Annotated in this window: 16 protein-coding genes; 5 read left to right on the plus strand and 11 right to left on the minus strand. The window is 40.5% G+C overall.

Features of this window, described 5'->3' with window-relative positions:
- Positions 1 to 328 precede the first annotated feature (328 nt).
- Positions 329 to 1,999: an FMN-binding glutamate synthase family protein gene (locus tag FTT76_RS09060; RefSeq protein ID WP_180007904.1), complete on the plus strand. Its 1,671-nt coding sequence runs from the start codon at positions 329 to 331 to the stop codon at positions 1,997 to 1,999.
- A gap of 450 nt (positions 2,000 to 2,449) precedes the next feature.
- Here the strand turns inward: FTT76_RS09060 and FTT76_RS09065 are convergent, their stop codons facing one another.
- Genes FTT76_RS09065 through FTT76_RS09080 form a run of 4 tightly spaced genes read right to left on the minus strand, consistent with a single transcriptional unit; the run spans position 2,450 to position 6,214 of the window.
- Complete coding sequence (locus FTT76_RS09065) at positions 2,450 to 3,493, minus strand: alpha/beta hydrolase (protein ID WP_180007903.1); 1,044 nt, start codon at positions 3,491 to 3,493, stop codon at positions 2,450 to 2,452.
- Positions 3,493 to 4,632 carry a YdcF family protein gene (locus tag FTT76_RS09070; RefSeq protein WP_180007902.1) on the minus strand — a complete coding sequence of 380 codons (1,140 nt, stop codon included), beginning with the start codon at positions 4,630 to 4,632 and terminating at the stop codon, positions 3,493 to 3,495. Before FTT76_RS09070 ends, FTT76_RS09065 begins: the two co-directional genes overlap by 1 nt.
- A gap of 22 nt (positions 4,633 to 4,654) precedes the next feature.
- Positions 4,655 to 5,689, minus strand: a complete 1,035-nt coding sequence (gene murB / locus FTT76_RS09075) for a UDP-N-acetylmuramate dehydrogenase (protein WP_180007901.1) — start codon at positions 5,687 to 5,689, stop codon at positions 4,655 to 4,657.
- A 9-nt stretch (positions 5,690 to 5,698) separates the two neighbouring features.
- Positions 5,699 to 6,214, minus strand: a complete 516-nt coding sequence (locus FTT76_RS09080) for a low molecular weight protein-tyrosine-phosphatase (protein WP_180007900.1) — start codon at positions 6,212 to 6,214, stop codon at positions 5,699 to 5,701.
- A gap of 118 nt (positions 6,215 to 6,332) precedes the next feature.
- On the opposite strand from FTT76_RS09080, the gene FTT76_RS09085 reads away from it, so the two are divergent.
- Both FTT76_RS09085 and FTT76_RS09090 read left to right on the plus strand, forming a co-directional pair.
- Positions 6,333 to 7,493, plus strand: coding sequence for an iron-containing alcohol dehydrogenase (locus FTT76_RS09085; RefSeq protein ID WP_180007899.1), 1,161 nt, complete (start codon positions 6,333 to 6,335; stop codon positions 7,491 to 7,493).
- A gap of 36 nt (positions 7,494 to 7,529) precedes the next feature.
- Positions 7,530 to 7,961: a thioesterase family protein gene (locus FTT76_RS09090; RefSeq protein ID WP_180007898.1), complete on the plus strand. Its 432-nt coding sequence runs from the start codon at positions 7,530 to 7,532 to the stop codon at positions 7,959 to 7,961.
- A 21-nt stretch (positions 7,962 to 7,982) separates the two neighbouring features.
- On the opposite strand, the gene dnaX is transcribed toward FTT76_RS09090, so the two are convergent.
- From dnaX to FTT76_RS09115, 5 genes are all read right to left on the minus strand, one after another.
- Positions 7,983 to 10,202 (minus strand): DNA polymerase III subunit gamma/tau, encoded by a 2,220-nt coding sequence (dnaX, locus tag FTT76_RS09095; protein ID WP_180007897.1) that lies wholly within the window; start codon positions 10,200 to 10,202, stop codon positions 7,983 to 7,985.
- 134 nt (positions 10,203 to 10,336) lie between these two features.
- Positions 10,337 to 10,786, minus strand: a complete 450-nt coding sequence (locus FTT76_RS09100; protein WP_180135846.1) for a copper resistance protein NlpE N-terminal domain-containing protein — start codon at positions 10,784 to 10,786, stop codon at positions 10,337 to 10,339.
- Positions 10,787 to 10,870: 84 nt separating this feature from the next.
- On the minus strand, positions 10,871 to 12,157 hold the full coding sequence (locus FTT76_RS09105; RefSeq protein ID WP_180111227.1) for a serine hydrolase: 1,287 nt from the start codon (positions 12,155 to 12,157) through the stop codon (positions 10,871 to 10,873).
- 75 nt (positions 12,158 to 12,232) lie between these two features.
- Complete coding sequence (locus tag FTT76_RS09110) at positions 12,233 to 13,087, minus strand: MaoC/PaaZ C-terminal domain-containing protein (RefSeq protein WP_180136065.1); 855 nt, start codon at positions 13,085 to 13,087, stop codon at positions 12,233 to 12,235.
- Between the two features lie 133 nt (positions 13,088 to 13,220).
- Positions 13,221 to 14,612, minus strand: coding sequence for a 3-oxoacyl-ACP reductase (locus tag FTT76_RS09115; protein WP_180041156.1), 1,392 nt, complete (start codon positions 14,610 to 14,612; stop codon positions 13,221 to 13,223).
- 241 nt (positions 14,613 to 14,853) lie between these two features.
- Between FTT76_RS09115 and FTT76_RS09120 the strand changes: the two genes are divergently transcribed.
- Positions 14,854 to 16,374: an acetyl-CoA C-acetyltransferase gene (locus FTT76_RS09120; protein ID WP_180007893.1), complete on the plus strand. Its 1,521-nt coding sequence runs from the start codon at positions 14,854 to 14,856 to the stop codon at positions 16,372 to 16,374.
- Between the two features lie 67 nt (positions 16,375 to 16,441).
- On the opposite strand, the gene FTT76_RS09125 is transcribed toward FTT76_RS09120, so the two are convergent.
- Together FTT76_RS09125 and aceI are read right to left on the minus strand one after the other, a co-directional pair.
- Positions 16,442 to 17,545 (minus strand): OmpW family protein, encoded by a 1,104-nt coding sequence (locus tag FTT76_RS09125; RefSeq protein WP_180007892.1) that lies wholly within the window; start codon positions 17,543 to 17,545, stop codon positions 16,442 to 16,444.
- A gap of 204 nt (positions 17,546 to 17,749) precedes the next feature.
- Positions 17,750 to 18,175 carry a chlorhexidine efflux PACE transporter AceI gene (gene aceI, locus FTT76_RS09130; RefSeq protein WP_168377760.1) on the minus strand — a complete coding sequence of 142 codons (426 nt, stop codon included), beginning with the start codon at positions 18,173 to 18,175 and terminating at the stop codon, positions 17,750 to 17,752.
- 117 nt (positions 18,176 to 18,292) lie between these two features.
- Here aceI and FTT76_RS09135 point away from each other — a divergent pair, with 117 nt between their 5' ends.
- Positions 18,293 to 19,183, plus strand: a complete 891-nt coding sequence (locus FTT76_RS09135; RefSeq protein WP_180007891.1) for a LysR family transcriptional regulator — start codon at positions 18,293 to 18,295, stop codon at positions 19,181 to 19,183.
- Positions 19,184 to 19,230 lie beyond the last annotated feature (47 nt).

A 19,230-nucleotide genomic window follows, 5' to 3' on the forward strand; every position in this document is an offset into this window, starting at 1 on the left:
CTATAATCAATTACTGACATAGGCAGGCTAGGTCGGCATTATTATAACGAATAGATTTCATAGTCATATTCAGCACCTCGTGTTTAGAAAGTAAAATCACTTTAACCTCCATTTTGTACACTGTGAAATAACAAGAACCGCGCTACTTTTCATAAATTTTCTTAAAGAACATTTCTGCTTTTCTTATCTGATTTGGCTTTAAATGAAAATTTAAAAATTCTTATGTACTATTTTTATAAAGCTACACTGAATCAACAAATTAACGCTTGAGCATTGTACATAAACTCGGCAAATTAATAGAAACTGAGCTCATAAGATTTTTTAAAACATGCCAAGTCCAGCACAAACTATCAGACATAAACTTTTAAATACTTTTTTCTCTCGACATTCCATTTGGTTTGCTTGTATTTTTATCTTCCTACTCATTTCGAGTTTTCATTTAGGTTATTCCCCTCGCTATATTCAATATTTTATTCCACAAACCTTATTGAATAGCATCTGGGTCATTACTGGGCTTTTGAGCTTATTGGGCTTATATGACGTCATACAAAATAAACATTCGATCTTAAAAAATTACCCTATCATGGGGCACTTTCGTTTTCTATTTGAAGAATTTCGACCTGAAATTCGCCAATATTTTATTGAATCTGATCAAGATGCATTGCCCTTTTCTCGTATGCAACGCAGCTTGGTCTATCAACGTGCAAAAAATCAAAATGCAGATAAACCATTTGGTTCAATTGTTGATGTTTACCAAAATGATTATCGCTTTATTAATCACTCTTTGTCACCTTGTATTCCTGCCATTCCTGAAACTTTCCGCATCAATATCGGCAATGAGCAATGTAAGCAACCGTATAGCGCATCGATATTAAACATCTCTGCGATGAGCTTTGGTAGCTTAAGTGCCAATGCCATTCGTGCCTTAAATTTAGGTGCAAAAATGGGTAATTTCTACCATGACACCGGTGAAGGCAGTATTAGTCCGTATCACTTGGAAAATGGTGGCGACATTGTTTGGGAACTCGGTAGTGGTTACTTTGGCTGCCGTACGATTGATGGTCAATTCGACCCTGTACGTTTTGCTGAACAAGCCAAGCACCCTCAAGTCAAAATGATTGAGATCAAATTATCTCAAGGTGCAAAACCAGGCCATGGTGGCATTTTACCTAAAGACAAAATTTCCGAAGAGATTGCTCAAATCCGTGGTGTAAGCCGTGAACATGACTGTATCTCTCCATCTAGCCATCCTGCCTTTAGCACCCCTATTGAAATGATGCAATTTATTCAGCAATTGCGCGAACTGTCAGAAGGTAAACCTGTAGGTTTTAAACTATGTATCGGGCAACCATGGCAATTTATGAGTATCGTAAAAGCCATGTTACATACAGGGATTACACCTGATTTTATCGTAGTGGATGGTTCTGAAGGTGGGACTGGCGCTGCGCCGATTGAATTGATCGATAATATGGGTACGCCACTGCGTGAAGGCCTACTCTTTGTTAATAACACCCTGATTGGTGCAGGCTTACGTTCAAAAATTAAAGTCGGTGCCAGTGGTAAAATTATTAGTGCTTTTGATATTGCCAGTACCATGGCAATTGGCGCAGATTGGGTCAACTCAGCTCGTGGCTTTATGTTTGCAGTTGGGTGTATTCAAGCTCAAAGCTGTCACACCAACCAATGTCCTGTTGGCGTTGCAACGCAGGACAAAGACCGTCAAAAAGCCATTCATGTCCCAACTAAAGCAGAGCGTGTTTTTAATTTCCACAAAAATACCTTGCATGGTTTATCTGAACTTATTGCCTCTGCGGGTTTACAACACCCGTCGGATATCCGTGCACACCATCTAGCACAGCGTATTAACAACCGTGAAATTAAAAACTATGCACAGCTACATTTTTGGTTAAAAGATGGGGAGTTACTCAGCTGTGAAAATAAAGATGAAGAAAACTTCTATTTCCGTATGTGGAATATGGCACATCTAGAAAAGTTCTGATTCCTACCCCATAAAAAAAGAGGCGACTACGCCTCTTTTTTTCGTCTAGATCCATCACACCGATTAAGGTAGGCTGTGCTCAATCGTCAATTAGTAACTGATGTTACGCGCGTAAAAGTAATTACGCATTTTTAAAATAATTTTTAAGCCTATTCGACGGAGTCTTACATCTAGGGCTTAAATAACGGGATTAGCCTTCGGCTGGAGGTACTCTTACGAAACGTTGTTTCTCATTTGGTAAAATGAGAAGCGTGCTTCGCAAGGAAACCATCTTGCGGTGCAATGCACCTCACCAACAAAACTCGTTCAGTAGCGTCAAATTATTCAAAGTATTGCAAAAACATTTTTGATTAGGAGTAGTCCAGTCTCAAATACTTGCGGATGACCTTCCCGCGTATCGTACTTTTATTTGAATCAAATTACGCTCCTGATGTTAGTGCGTAACATCAGTTAGTAATAAGACTTACTATTCGATTGAGCATGCAAGAATGCAGGGATCAAACCTGTTAATGCAGCACGAATATCGGCACGTTCATTAATCAGCTGATGTGAACCTTCTTCAAGCATGAGAAGCGTCTGTAAACGGAATTTACGACGTATAAACTCAATGTTATAACGCCAATCCACCGTCTGATCCTGTGCGCCTTGAGCTAACCACACTGGAATACGACATGCAGGTCGCTCTTCCATTTCCTGCATCCATTTTGACATGGCCAAAATCCAGTCCATCCCCATCATTCGAGGTTGTAGAGGATCTTTTAAACGTACAAAACGCAAAAACTCAGGGTTATGATTATTCCGTCTAAAATGACGTGGCACTTCACGTTTAATACGACGAATAATGCCTAATCCAACCGAGTTATGCCACCATGCCGTTTTTGCAGGGCGAATCAGCGGAGATAATAATAAAACTCGTTCGACATAAGGGTTTTTGCGATGTTCAGCAAAATCTAACAGATGATGCAGCCAAATCGCCCCACCCGTACTCTGCCCAATCCCTAACCACGGTGTCGGTAATTGAGCTGCATGTTTCACATAACGATATACCGCTTCCAAAACTTGTTGGTAATGATCAAAGTTTTGAATACTGGCTGGCGATCCATTACTTAGACCATGCCCCGGTAAATCATAGGTCAAAACACTAAAACCTTGATCTAAGAGCTCACGAATAATCGGCTGATATATTCCACTATGCTCTAAATAACCATGCAATAAAAATACAGTGCCTTTAATGACATCCGTTTCAGTTTTCAGTTTCGGTTGAAATACTTGTACATGTAATTTGAACAAAGGCATTTCTACATAGCCTTGCCAATGTTCACAGTTCAAGGCATCTAAACCATAAAGTCGTCTATAAGACTGTATTTCAACACTAGGCTCAAAAGGTCGATTTAAATTTAGAGGTTCTAATACTTGTGGGGTTAATTCTCGACTTGGAATAGGAAGATCTAATTGTTTAAGGATTGAAGGATTAAGAAATGGGATATCTGACATTATGGGACCTCCCGACAGTCACTTGAGCCAAACCAAACGTCACGTAAGGTGGCTAATAATTCATAATTGGCACGACGACTATGGTCATAATTTTTTTCACTTGGTCGCCATGTGGTTAATGTCGTTGGCATAGGTGCAACAACAGGAATGGTTTCAATACCATTTAATGCAAATAAACGCCGTGTTCGAGGCATATGATATTGGTCGGTGATTAAAATAACCGTCGGTGCGCCGCCTTTTTTCTGTAAAAGTAACGAACTAAAGCGTGAATTTTCGCAAGTATTCATACTCCGGTTTTCAAGCAATTTCGCATCGACATCATATTGCTTTAACCAAGCTTGCATATACGGTGCTTCCACACCACTCAGTACAATCGGTAGCTTATGTGTGCGTTCGACATCGAGTGTTTTTTCCAGTCGAAGTCGTGTGTAGTCATTCACCACGATATCTTTATCATTTTTATCTAAAGTTAAGCCACCACCTAACACCACGATCGCATACGGATCTGCGGTTGGTTTCTTCAGGGTTTTATCTTTCATTTTGGCTAGATCAAGATAGGTTTCATCATCGATCGGTTCCGCTTCTGAAGCAGCTTGTTCAATTTCATGAGTTTTTAAGAACTCTGTATATTGCGTCATGAGTCCTTTATTTTCCGCACTATTGAGTTCGAGCAGCTCTTTCATTTTTTGAGCAGGATTTTCCGCCATTGCTTCAGAGGATGCCGCCTCGGATGCAGAAGGATTCAGCAAAGGAACTTTCGGTATGTCCTTTTGATTATCACTTATTTCTTTTTCATGTTCTTCTTCAATGAGCTGCTGTAAAGCCTTATAACGCGCTTGTATAAGGGTCAAGTCTTGAGGCTCATCGGACTGTATGGTTTGCTCCATGAGTTGTAAATACGCTTGGCGTGCAATCCATAAATCTGAGCCCGGCTCATAGTTATCATCATCACTCAAAGCACCGAGTTTTTGACTTTGCGCTGCGAGCTGATTGACTTCTACAGGAACGAAATAATTTAAACTTTTAACAATTAATTTAGAATAAAACGGCGTATAGATAAAAATCATCAGACAGCCCAAAAGTACAAATAGCACTGCGGCAATTTGTACTAAGCGAACCATCCAATGTGTTTTATGCATAAATCTAAAACCTATGTTTTTATTAATCTGCGTGAGATCGAATCAAGCCATTTGTATCAAATAATACAGGCTCTGGATGTAGTTCAATATTAAATTTTTCAAAAACATCATGTTGTACAGCTTTGTAAGTTGTACGCACATCTTGCAGCGTGGCGTCTTGGTAATTGACCAATACCAAAGCTTGCTTATGAAACATTCCCACTGAACCCACAGATTTCCCTTTCCAACCCGCTTGGTCAATCAACCAGCCCGCTGCCAGTTTTACCGCATTATTCGGTTGTGGGTAATGGGGTAAATTGGGAAATTGCAGCGCAATTTGGTCAAAGGCTTGCTGGCTAATCACAGGATTTTTAAAGAAACTTCCGACATTTGGAAATTCTTTCGGATCTGGGAGTTTGGTTTGACGAATATGAATGACTTGTTGTTGTAGGTTTTCTGCACTTAAGTCTTCACCTACCGCCTGCTTTAAATCACCATAATTTAATTTTAAATCTGCATGTTTTAAAAGTTTAAACGTGACATGCGTAATAATAAAACGCTCTGGCTCATCTTTAAAAATACTATGGCGATATGAAAAATGACAATCGGCAGCGCTAATACTACTTTGCTGTTCTGTTACACGGTCATAGACCTGCACAGATTCAATAAATTCACCCGCTTCAACACCATAAGCTCCAATATTTTGCACAGGTGAAGCACCGACTAAACCAGGTATCAATGCTAAATTTTGTAAACCATAAAACTGGTGTGCCGTCGTCCATAGCACAAAGTCATGCCACACTTGCCCTGCACCCACTTTTAAAGTTTGGGTTGCGGCATCGTCTTGTACATATTCAATCCCTTGAATATCCATGTGCATCACTAAAGCATGAATTTGCTCAGGCAACAGCATATTACTACCCCCTGAAAGCACCAATACATTTAATTGCTCAGCTTTGGCAAAGTCGAGCGCTGCTTGAATTTCTTCTACCGATTGAACACGTACATAATGAGATGCTACAGCATCGAGGCTTAATGTATTAAATGGCTTAAGCTGAACCTGTGTTTGAATTTGCATTCTTAAACCTTAATTTTTTTGCTGTGCTTGTAACTGAGTTTTTAAATAATTGACCCAAGCCTGACTGCTAGATTCGCATTGATCTAATACATGTTCAAACCCTACATCACCACCATAGTACGGATCTGGTACTTCTTGTTGCGGATATTGGTGATCATGTTGACTCATCAAAGATACTTGTGCACGTAGTTGACCGAATTGTTGCTGCGCCTTTTGCATGAGGTTTTGAATATTGTCTAAATTTTCGTAGTCCATGGCCAAAATCAAATCAAATTCAATAAAATCATGAACCGTTAACTGACGTGCGCGTAATGCAGATAAGTTATAGCCTCGTAATTTTGCATGCTGTTGGCTACGAAGATCAGGCGCTTTGCCCGGATGATAATTGCTCGTACCCGCAGAGTCGACGTGAATATTGAGTTGCGCTTCATCACAAAAATGTCTGAGAACCACTTCAGCCGTAGGTGAACGGCAAATATTTCCTAAACAAACACACAACACCTTATATGGCGTGCTGGATGACATAACAACCTCAAGACTACTTTTATTTCAAGCGTCTTATGTTAAGTTATTTACAGGATGAATCCTATATCAACACTCAAGAATAATGTTTATTTGGATATAAAAAATTAGGGATAAGCCAATGAGTCAATTTCAGTTTCAAACCGTCAGCAATATTATTTCAGGCTTAGGCTCTATTTCCCAACTGAGAGAGGTCCTAGGCGACTTTCAAGCCAAACGTGTCATGTTTGTGACCGACCCCGGTATGTTGCAACAACAATTACATTTACCCATTTTGGATATTTTAGAAAGTATCCATCAAGACTATGTAATTTATTCCAGTATTCAAGCTGACCCTGCAGAACATATAGTTTTGGATGCAGTTCAATTTGCCAAGAATGAAAAAGTAGATTTGATTATTGGTTTTGGCGGTGGCAGTTCAATGGATGTGGCTAAAATTATTGCGATTTTGGCTCATCCTAAGCAAACACAGCAGATCAGTGATTTATATGGTGTAGCTAATGCAAAACGACCACGCTTGCCACTCATTTTGATTCCGACAACGGCAGGGACCGGCTCTGAAGTCACACCAATCTCTATCGTCACTACAGGTGAAACCACCAAAACAGGTATCGTCTCCCCTGTACTGTATGCCGATGTCTGTATCCTCGATGCGAACTTTACATTAAATCTTCCCGCACACATTACCGCAGCAACCGGTATCGATGCCATGGTGCATGCCATTGAAGCCTATACGTCAAAAATTAAAAAAAATCCGTATGCGGATATGCTCGCCAAACAAGCTTTGCGTTTATTAAATAAAAACTTAGCACTGGTTTTACAAGATGGACATAACCTCGAAGCGCGTCAGCACATGCTAGTCGGTTCAATGCTTGCAGGTCAGGCCTTTGCTAATGCACCTGTTGCAGCGGTGCATGCACTCGCCTATCCACTCGGTGGACACTTTCATCTATCGCATGGTCATACCAATGCACTGGTTCTAGCCGAGGTGTTAAAGTTTAATGCACCTCAGGCCAAGCAGCATTATGCAGAACTCATGAGTTGGCTAGATCCATACAGTACGGGCTGTACCGATGGTTTATGTGATTTATTTATTGATCATATGCAAAATCATTTAGATCAGAGCGGTTTGGTGCTAAAACTCAGCCAACTGAATGTGCCTGAAAATATGCTCAATCGTTTAGCAGAAGACGCATTATTACAAACACGACTATTACAAAATAATCCGCGAGAACTGCAGTTTGAAGATGCACGCCAGATTTACCAATCAATTTATGCCTAAAGTTCACTCATTTTTGAAATAAAGAAAATACCAACGATGAAACCTGAAACTAAACGCCGCCAAAACTATCGATTTTTATTTCCAATCCAAACGCGTTGGGCAGACAACGATATGTATGGCCACGTCAATAATGTCACCTATTACAGCTATTTTGATACCGCTGCAAATGCGCTCTTGATTCAACATGCCGGTTTTGATTTGCGAAATACCCCGATCATTGGTTTAGTGGTCGATTCAGCCTGCAGCTTTTTACAAGAACTGTCCTATCCTGAAATCATTGAAGTTGGGGTTTCGATTGAAAAAATTGGCAATTCTTCACTGCGTTATGACTTAGCCATTTTTAAACAAGGACAAAATGAGGCTGCTGCCCAAGGACATTTCGTACATGTGTTTGTCGACCGCCAAACACGAAAAAGCACCTCGATACCCGATGATATGCGATATGCTTTAACTCAGTTTTTACTTTAATTTTTATATCCAGCTTAAAACTTATTTGAGCTGGATATTTTGCAACTCACCATCAAAGCTTTTGAGTAAGTCTTTCACAACAGGCTCTGCATGTAATAACTCATTTGCACGTGCAAACGCTTTTTCTTTGCGGACATGCTGTAAAGCATACGGTGTGGTTTCTTCGACATCTTCAAAGCTGATATGGAAACGACATTTTGACCATTGTGCATGAATGGCTTGTTCCAATACATGCTGTAATTGAGTCACTAAAGCTTCGTATCGCTTTGGAATATGGAAAGTCGATTCACCGTCAATCGTACCGCGCATAATGCCATGCTGCGCCAACTCTTGTACCGCAGGTGAAAGTTGACTATTTCGGAACCAATACTCCCACTTTTCGACCGTCCACTCACCTTCAAGGGTTTGAGGCTGTAAAGTCAAAATATCTTGTGGCATCAAGGGAGAAGATGAACCCGTTTGAACAACATCCGAAGAAACGGAACTTTGCGTAACTTGTGGTGATGCTAGATCAAAACCATTGTCGCCTTGAGCACCCGAAACTGATTCATTCACCACATGTTGTGGTTCAATGGCATTTATCAAATGTGGCTGAGCTGTTTCAGGCTCTACACTTTTTGACTCTAAAGCTGTTGGTTCTAAAGGTGCAATATCTTCAAAATTTATAGCGCTCACATCAACTTCTTCAGTTTCAGTACTCGGCGTCGGATCTAAATCAAATAATGTATCTTCTGCCACGGCATCCATAACAAGCGTGTCATTTTGCTGTGTCGATACAGACTCAACCGGTGCAACCTCTTGCGTATCTAGAGTGCCATTTGCTGTAGATGCTGTAGAAGTTTGGCTTATTGCGTCTTCTTCAGGATCATCTAAAAAATCATCAGATGAAGGTTCGTCGGCTGCAGGTGCAGAAACATAGCCATCATCGTCATCATAATGTGAATCATCAAAATCATCGAAAGCTGGCGATGTGTCTACAGCGGGTACAGCTTCAGGCTGCTCAACAGTGGCAACCTGTGCAGCAGACTCAACAACGGTATTGGGTTGCTGCAAAGACTGTGTTTGAGTCGGCTGAACTGTTTCGGCCTGATTTTGAGCAAGCTGTGGCTGTGCGGCTGACTCTTGCTGTACGGCAGAGACCAACATTTCGTTTGGCTGTAATGGTCGGAATGCTAATAGACGCAGCACACACATCTCAAAACCTTGCTCTTGCGTGACTGCCAACTGCAAGTCTGCCCGACCTTTGCATGCGACTTGATAATACAACTGCAAATCTTGAGCTGAAATCAACTGCGACAATTGCATAATTTTTTGATTGATCTCAGCGCTATATTTCAACGCTAAGTCTGGCAAGTATTGTAATAATGCCAGTTCATGTAACGTTGAAATCAACTGATCTAATACCAGCGAAACATCCAACGCTTGTTGACGGAATTGCATGAGTAAAGCACTCACGCGTTCACGCTGATTTTGATGAATGGCTAAAATCAAATCATAAATGATCGTACGGTCAATTAGGCCCAACATGTCTTTAACATCTTGGTGCTGAATTGAACCCTGACCATAGGCAATCGCCTGATCAGTTAGTGACAATGCATCACGCAGTGAACCTTGAGCCGATTCAGCAATTTGCCAAATCGCATCTTGCTCCGCTTGAATTTGTTCTTTTTGTAAGATATCTGTCAAATGCGATGTGATTTCATCCACCGCTAAAGGACGCAAAGTAAATTGCAAGCAACGTGAAATGACAGTAATCGGTAATTTTTGTGGATCTGTGGTTGCAAATAAGAACTTCACATGCTCTGGCGGTTCTTCGAGAGTCTTTAATAACGCATTAAATGAATGCGTAGAGAGCATATGTACTTCATCGATTAGATAAACCTTGAAGCGACCTTGCGTTGGTGCATAAGGAACGTTGTCGAGAAGCTCTCGGGTATCTTCAACTTTAGTCCGTGATGCCGCATCGATTTCAATTAAATCAATAAAACGACCTTCATTTACTGCTTTACACGTTGGGCAGACTTCACACGGCGTTGAAGTTACACCCGTTTCACAGTTCAGACATTTTGCCAAAATACGGGCAATGGTGGTTTTACCCACGCCACGAGTACCTGTAAATAAATACGCATGATGTAACCGACCACGTTCTAAGGCACTAGTAAGTGCGCGTGACACATGGTTTTGCCCCACGAGTTCAATGAAATTTCGTGGACGGTATTTTCGTGCAAGTACTTGATACATGTATGCTCCTTTTTACAGGTGTAAGCATACTGTTTTTTTGTCTAATAGTGAAATAAATGGCAGAGTTTGGACAATAAAAATCCGATCTTGAGCTATCACAATGATCAGGCAAATTTAATATAAATTACGAATGCTTAAACTGCTTTATTTAAAAGGAAATCACTCTGCATTTGATAGCGTTTCGCCGTCTGGTCTTCACGAATTTCTAGCAATTGCTGATCCAAATCTACATACAAAAGATTGCGCGTTTGCACTTTCATGAGTTCTAGCTGCTGCTTTGATTCATCTTTAAAACGAATTACACCTTTTAGCACTTCTACTTCGTTATGACCACTTAGACTTTCACGAGTAAGTGTATAGGTTTGGTCTTCATGTAGCTCAAGAGCCACAGCCATACCGGGACAATCTTCACAACGAGAAAGACAGCCCATACAAGGTGTTGTGCCTTTAAAATTACCGACCCATGCTGCATGCTGTTTTTCAGCAGTAATTGCTTCTATCTCCTTTAATTTCGTTTGAGTTGAATCCTGACAACCCAACATCGCCGATGTTGCTACTAAGGGAATCAAAACAACTTTTTTCATAGGAATATCACAGCAATCTAAAACTGCGAGGGAAAATAGCATATTTTTCACATTTCCCCAATTTCTGTTCTATTCCAAAGTATCTTAAAGCCAGCCCTTACGTCCTTTAAGTGCTTTGTCTGCACAGCGTAGCGTTTCTTGAGTTAAGCCCCATAAGCGATAATCGCCAGTGATTGAACCCGTCGCAAAGTTATGTGTATAAGCAAAACTTAAATCACGCTGCGGATCACACCAGGCCCCAGAACCATTAAAACCTATATGTCCAAAACCTTCACTAGATTTACCTAAAGTTAAAATTCGATGATATCCCAAACGCCAATTCATTGGTAAAGGCATAATACGATCACGTTTTTTATATTGAATTTTACTTAAAGATTCAAAAACTTGTGGTGTGATTAAGGTCTGTCCTTGCCACTGGCCATGATTGGCTAGCATGGCATAGATTTTCGCTAAACTATTGGCACTAAATACGCCTGTTGCCGCAGGAATAATGGCTTGTAAACCCTCATCACTAAAAAATGAAAACTTGCGCATTCCTTTTGGAATCATACCATCTTGAAAGTCTTGCAAATTTTGTCCCGAAAGTTGTAGGAGCTGATCAAAGATTGATGGTTTTCGTGTATCCGTCTTTTTTTTCGTTGTCTGTACTTGAGTATTTTCTTGAACAGAAGCATCTATAGTGCGTTCTTCTTTTTTCTTTTTCGGAATCAAGCGTGCAACCTTACCAAGTTGATGCTCTGGTACGCCAAAAAAAGCATGATCCAATGCTAAAGGCTCAACCAAATAGTGTTGCATCAGTTCAGTAAGCGGTCGACCTGTGGCCTTTTCAAGTAAACCACCTACTTGCCAGCCGAAGGTTAACGGTTGATATGCCGCATCAGTTGTCGGCCCAAAACGTGGTTTAGCTTGTTCAATGACGTTGAGCATATGCGGCCAATCTGCCATTTCGGATGCTGTTTCAATGATATTACGGATATCGTATAAACCACTTTGATGACTCAGTATGTGCCTTAATGTGATATCCGACTTACCATTTTGAGCAAACTCCGGCCAATATGTTGCAACGGGAGTATCGTAATCAAGAAAGCCTTCGCTCACTAAAATATGTGCTAGCGTTGCAAGTACGCCTTTACCCGTGGAATAACAGACCGAGGGGGTATTGGACTTCCAAGCTTCTTCGGCTGATTTTTTACCGGTCCAAATATCCACAACTTTTTGACCTTTAAAATACACCACTAAGGCAGCTCCGCCTAAGTGGGTTCGAGCATCCTGCATCCGGCTAAATTGCACCGCCAAATCCTGAAACGCCTCGTCGACTGTACCTTGATAATTATTCTTTTGTGCAAATAGATATTCTTTGAGCGCCTGCATCATCATTCCTTTGAATATGAATCGCTTGAGATTAAAACAAAAAAGCCTAAACCGATATCGATTTAGGCTTAAGTTTTACAGTGCTTTCACACTTCCCGCGACATGCGGTTTTTTGTTTTTGCTATTTCGAATTGCAAACTCGGTATCTTGTCCAGTTTGAGCCGTTAAAAACTCAACTTGTGATGGGAGATACATCGGCAGTTTAAACCAGACATCTGCTTCATACGCATCTGGCAAAGTTAAGCTCGACAAAGCTTTGGCTTTACTCCACATACCATGTGCAATGGCTTGTTTAAAACCAAACGCTTTAGCGGTTACAGCATGAATATGAATCAAGTTAAAGTCACCAGAAGTCAACGCATAACGGCGACCGGTATTTTCAGAAACATTCCATTCAGCTTGAACTTGCAACTCAGCTGACTTTGTTTCGGTAGATTTTGCCGCAGCTTTGTTCTCTGTTTTTTGACGTGCTAAATACGTGGTTAATGATTCTACAACCACTTCATCGCCCACTTTTGCAGTGGTAATAAAGTCAAATTGCACACCTTTATCATGTGGCTGTAATTCACCAAATTTGCATGACAATGACAGTGTTTCATTCACACCAACTTTGCGATATTGCTTCACTTGGTTACGAATATGTACCAAACCTAAGATCGCAAATGGAAAAGCTTCTGTGGTCATCATATGCATTTGCAAACTTTGAGAAAGCACAGCCAAATAAATCGCTGGGATATAACCATTGTTTTTAAAGCTACACACTTCGTTATAAGCTTTTAAATGTTTTTGATCGACCTTAAATGAATCCACCACATATTCAACTTGCGGCAGCACTTTTTCAGCTTTAGGCTTTTTAAAAATCAAGCCTTGAATCACTTTTGGATAGGCTAAATAAGGTTTTGGAAGTTGACTAAAATGGCGAGTATTCATACTAAACCTTTGGAAGTTTTATCTTTATAAAGTTCCCTTCCTTTTAAAGAAGGATATTTTAAATCCCCCTCATCCCCCTTTGATAAAGGGGGACTTCTCCTCTCTTTTTCAAAGGGAGGTCGGGAGGGATTAATTAAGCCCCTAACAAGCTTTGACCACACACACGTACCACGTTACCGTTCAAGCCAGTCGACGCAGTTGAAGCAAACATCGCAATCGTTTCAGCAACATCCACAGGTAAACCACCTTGACTCATCGAGTTCATACGACGACCTGCTTCACGGATTGCAAATGGAATCGCAGCAGTCATTTGCGTTTCAATGAAGCCCGGAGCAACAGCGTTAATTGTTACGCCATTTTTCAATAATGGAGCAGTAAATTTAACCACACCAATTACACCTGCTTTAGAAGCAGCATAGTTGGTTTGACCTAAGTTACCTGCGATACCTGAAATAGAAGATACGCACACAATACGACCATTTGCATTGAAGCCATCATTTTCAAGAAGGTATTCATTTACACGCTCAATCGCAGACAAGTTAATGTTAATCACCAAGTCCCAAAGCTCAGGCTTCATATTGGCCAAAGTTTTGTCACGGGTAATCCCTGCATTGTGCACGATGATATCCAAACCACCTTGAGCAGCTGCCGCCGCTTTGATTTTTTCACCGGCATCGCTTGCAGTAATATCAATCGCGAGCGTAGAACCGCCAATTTCACCTGCAACACGGTCAAGGTCAGCTTGCTGCTGTGGAACGTCTAAACAAATCACATGCGCGCCATCACGTGACAATACATGTGCAATTGCTTCACCAATACCACGGCTTGCACCTGTTACTACAGCTGTTTTGCCTGCAAGCGGTTTATTCCAGTCAACATCCACAACATCTGCTTTAGATACACGAATCACCTGACCCGATACATAAGCTGAACGTGGTGAAATCACAAAACGTAATGCAGATTCTAAGTTTGCTTCAGCACCTTCATCCACATAAACTAATTGTGCTGCAATCCCTTTCTTAAACTCTTTACCCACTGATTTTACAAAACCTTCTAATGCACGTTGTGCAATGGCTTGTTTCACAGTTTTCGCAGTCTCTGGTGTTGTACCAACAACGACAACGCGACCAGACGCCTGAATTTGACGTGCGATTGGGTTAAAAAAGGCATATAAGGCATGCAATTGTTCTGAGTTTTGAATACCTGAAGCATCAAACACCACAACTTTAAACTTAGACTCTTTATCGCCTTCGTTGAATGCGCTTAAGTTTAGACCTGATTTTGCCGCAGCTTGCTGTAGTTCCGCATTATTGCCTGCATAGCTATTGGCATGAATATTTGCCAAGACTTGTGCAATAGCACCAGATAATGTTGAAGCAGGCGCTGCACCGAATAAAACCGCACCTTTAACTACAGGTGTTGCAGACTCAAAACGCTCTAAAAAAGTCGGTGATGGTAAACCTAAATTTTTGATGACAAATTTACCAATAGGAGATTTTGCAAATGTTTGGTATTGATCAGTCATGTTTATTATCTCTCATACAGATTAATTTTTGATGGATCTGAAGATATCCCTTTAACTTCAAGATGATGTCAGATACTTATATTTCAATAGTTCCATCAGTTTCCATGGAATCATACTTGAGTTAAACCGCAGATGGCTTGACCTGAATGCTTTAGCGAATGTCATTTTAGTCAATTTACCCCTTTGGTGAATATGCTAATGTAGCCGTCAAGAAGATCATCAACATGCTTGGAAAAGCCTTATGAGCAAAACAACTCAAGAAAATCCAGCAGTCGAAAGTCCGACTACGGAAACTGTGTCAAATACATCAAAGAGTACGCCACGTACCGCTAAAAGTACGGGCACAGCAACCAAGTCTACAAGTGATGTCGCTAAAACGAGCCGTCCTCGTCGTGCATCTACACGTACTAAGACACCCGCTTCAAACCCTAAAACAGCTTTAAAATCAACAACTCAAACGTCTGTTCAACAGGATAATACCATGAGTCAAAACACAGTTCGCCGCGTTGCTATTATCGGTGGTAATCGTATTCCTTTCGCTCGTTCTAACGGCGCTTACTTCACTGCATCGAACAGCGATATGTTCACAGCTGCATTAAATGGTCTTGTTGAACGCTTCAACCTTCAAGGTCAACGCCTTGGTGAAGTTGTTGCTGGCGCTGTGTTAAAACATAGTCGTGACTTTAACATGACCCGTGAGTGTGTACTCAATACCGAACTTGCTCCTGAAACACCTGCTTACGATATTCAACAAGCATGTGGTACAGGTTTACAAGCAGCTTTCTTGGTTGCTAATAAAATCGCATTGGGTCAAATCGAAGTGGGTGTTGCTGGTGGTGTAGACACAACCTCTGATGCACCGATCGCTTTTGGTGATGGTTTACGTAAAGCACTACTTGAACTGAACATCGCAAAAACAGGTAAAGATCGCCTTAAAGCATTAACTAAAATTAATGTAAAAGACTTGATGGATGCGCCGAAAAACGGTGAGCCACGTACAGGTCTTTCTATGGGTGATCATCAAGCAATTACGACACTTGAATGGGGTATCTCTCGTGAAGCGCAAGATGAACTTGCTGCATCTTCACATCAAAAAATGGCAGCTGCTTACGAAGAAGGTTTCTTTGATGACCTTATTACGCCATTCCTTGGTTTAGAGCGTGACAACAACTTACGTGCAGACTCATCAGTAGAAAAACTTGCGAAGTTAAAACCAGCGTTTGGTAAAGGCGATGCACGTACGATGACTGCGGGTAACTCGACTCCACTAACTGATGGTGCGTCATGTGTCCTTCTTGCCTCTGAAGAATGGGCAAAAGCAAACGGTCACGAAGTTCTTGCTTATTTAACTTTCCAAGAAACAGCGGCGGTTGACTTTGTCGAGAAAAAAGAAGGCTTATTGATGGCGCCTGCTTATGCAGTGCCTCGTATGCTTGAACGTGCAGGTATTACGCTACAAGATTTCGATTACTATGAAATTCATGAAGCATTTGCATCTCAAGTATTGTCTACACTGAAAGCATGGGAAGATCCTAAATTCTGTAAAGAACGTTTAGGCTTAGATGCACCATTGGGTTCAATTGATCGTTCTAAATTGAACGTGAAAGGTTCATCTCTTGCTGCAGGTCACCCATTTGCTGCAACTGGCGGTCGTATTATCGCAACTGCTGCAAAATTGCTGAACCAAAAAGGTTCAGGTCGCGTTCTTGTTTCGATCTGTGCTGCAGGTGGTCAAGGTGTGACAGCAATTATTGAAAAATAATCCTTTATGCTTTAAAGCAAAAAACCGCTCTTATGAGCGGTTTTTTATTTCAGAGATTTCATAATTTTTAGAAACGATAACCGACACCTAAATAAGTAATGATGGGATCAATATCGATCTTTGTCGTTGCATGAATTAACTGTTCACCGGTCGTTTGGTTAATCACATCGATCTTGGTCTTATTATTTAACTTTGCATAAGACACTGAAGCTGCTGTAAACCAATTTGGGGTGAAGTCATAGGTAAAACCGAGTGTGACAATTGGAGCAATCGCATCATCCGCATCGACATCGACCACCATTTTACCTGATGATTCTTTACCGTCTAATGCAGCACCTGCAAGATTATCCTTAATATTTTGAATCATATGCCCTGCAGCAATTAAGTCAGATTCAATACCTTTATTGAGTTCAATATCATTAAAATACGCATACATAATCCCTGCACCTACATAAGGTCTGAATTTATTCACGCCCGATTTTCCAAATTGATACTGAGCTTGAAATGCTGGCGTCCAAGCACGCGCTGTTGCTGCTTTACCATAAGCATCCAGATTGGTAATTGGTACATCATAATCCAAAGGTAAACCGTCCGGAAACAGCAAACCAGCAAGACCTCCCGGCATTGCATTGCCAGATAAAGGTGCCGTAATCATCCCTTTCCCTTGAATATCCACTTTGGGAGGAATACCGCCAATCATCTGTAAGGATACGTTGTCATTGATATAATAATTGACCATCAAACCTAAAGTATCAACATCCTCTGCTTCTAGACCAGTGCCTCCTGCTGACCAATTTTCCAATCCATATAATGTCGATGTCCCTGCAATATCTGGTTTGATATTGCCTTTGCCATCTGTCATGAGTCCATTAATAAAACTATCTTCTAATAATGTTCCTAAAGTCTCCTTTAAATTTACTGTGTTATCACCGTCTTGAATCGTTGCATTTGGGTCAATTGCTTGTAAAAAACCCTCTTCACTAATGCTTCCAACTTTGGCCTGTGTCCCATTTGCCACAGAAGTATTAATGTTAAAAGGATTCGCCTTTCCTTGCGGCATCACGTGTAACCAACCTGCAGATACAGAAAAGCGCTTAAAGTTACCATCTGCAAATGTAAATTGTGTAAGCCCAAGTAAAACAACAGGAGTGACAATTTTTATCAATTTCATATACTAACTCCTTATTTTGCATATTTTTTTAATTAATTTATAAAAACATTCTTTGTTCTTATATTTAAAAGTTATGTAATTATTCTAACTTTTTATAGTTAGTTTATGTTTTTATATATTATTATTTGTTAAATATTGCACTATTTTGATGCAAAAAAGGCCTGTATTTATCAGTACAGGCCAATGTGATTTTCTTATTGAAATTTAACGATATTGTGGTTGGTAGCCCAAGTGCGCCTCGATCTGGTCATAGCACCATTGGAAAATAAATGTGTAGACTAAAATGCACATGGTCATACTAAAATCGAGCAAAATCGCCTGCCATAAGGTCATATGCATGGCATAAGCCACCATTGGGATGGTTGCAAGCATTAAACCGCCCTCAAATCCAATTGCATGTAAAACACGTACACCAAAGGTTCTTTTTAACTTTCTTTTTGCTTCAAATTTTTCAAAATAATGATTAAAAATCATGTTCCAAATCACAGAAGTGACCGCCATTGCAATACCGAGCGTACCTGTCACCTCCATCGGAACTTTAAAAATAAAACTTAAAGCAATAGCAATGATCACCAATAGGATGATCTCATAGCTTAGCGCATGAATAATCCTTCTCTTGGAAATCGTCATTTTGAAACACTCTATTATTTGTAAAAAACTTATTTTATTTTTATATTATTGATTAATCGAGTCAGATTCTTTCAATATTATTGAAAGGTTGTATTCCTTTATTTTTTCTGTATGCTCATGAATATTAATCAAGAACAACTGATGATTTTTAAAACAGTCATGGAAACAGGATCATTTTCCGCAGCCGCCAGACAACTCGGCAAAGTGCCATCAGCAGTCAGCATGTCCATTGCGAATTTCGAAATTGATCTCAACCTTAAACTGTTTGAGCGCGTTGGTCGTGAGCCTGTGCCCACCGCTCAAGCGCTTAACCTGTATGAAAAAACTGAACAATTATTGATAGAAATCAATCAGTGGAAACAGCATGCGATTGCGCTGAGTCATGGTTTAGAGTCTTCACTGAATATCGTGGTGGTATCAGAACTGCTTCATACGCAGTGGACCGACTATATCTCTTTGCTAGAAACTCATTTTCCATCTTTGCAAATCAATATTTTTTCTGCGCCTCAAGAAGATGCTCAAAAGATGTTATTACAGGGTCAAGCGCAGCTTGCTCTAATGTTTGAACGTGAACAGCTTGAGAGTTATGAACAATTTGTCGAATTGAAGCGTGAAGCATTGGTTCCTGTTGCTGCGACAAAACATGCCCTGTCGAAATTTAAGCAAGTCAGTTTTGAGCAAATTTTGCAAAGTCGGCAAATCGTGGTTGCAAGTCGTGATAAAAGCATCAAACCAGAGTTGTTATTTTCCAAACACAATTGGCGTACAGATAACCACCACTCTGCTTGTTCGATGATTATTCAAGGTCTGGGTTGGGGTGTGCTTCCATTAGAGATGTTTAATGAAAATCCAACACTCAAAGATCAACTCAAAATCTTAAGCTTTCAAGATTTCACACCCAAATTTGAATATTTCGTCGACTTGGTCTGGAACCGTGAAAAACCTCTCGGCTCGGCTGCTCATTTTTTGATTAATCACATCCGAAATTCACGAAAAACTACGATTTAGACCGCCTAATTGGGCGGTTTTTGGTTGGGTTCTAAACAGATTGTGTT

The sequence above is a fragment of the Acinetobacter sp. YH01009 genome (genome assembly GCF_013420765.1).
Classification (GTDB): Bacteria; Pseudomonadota; Gammaproteobacteria; order Pseudomonadales; family Moraxellaceae; genus Acinetobacter; species Acinetobacter amyesii.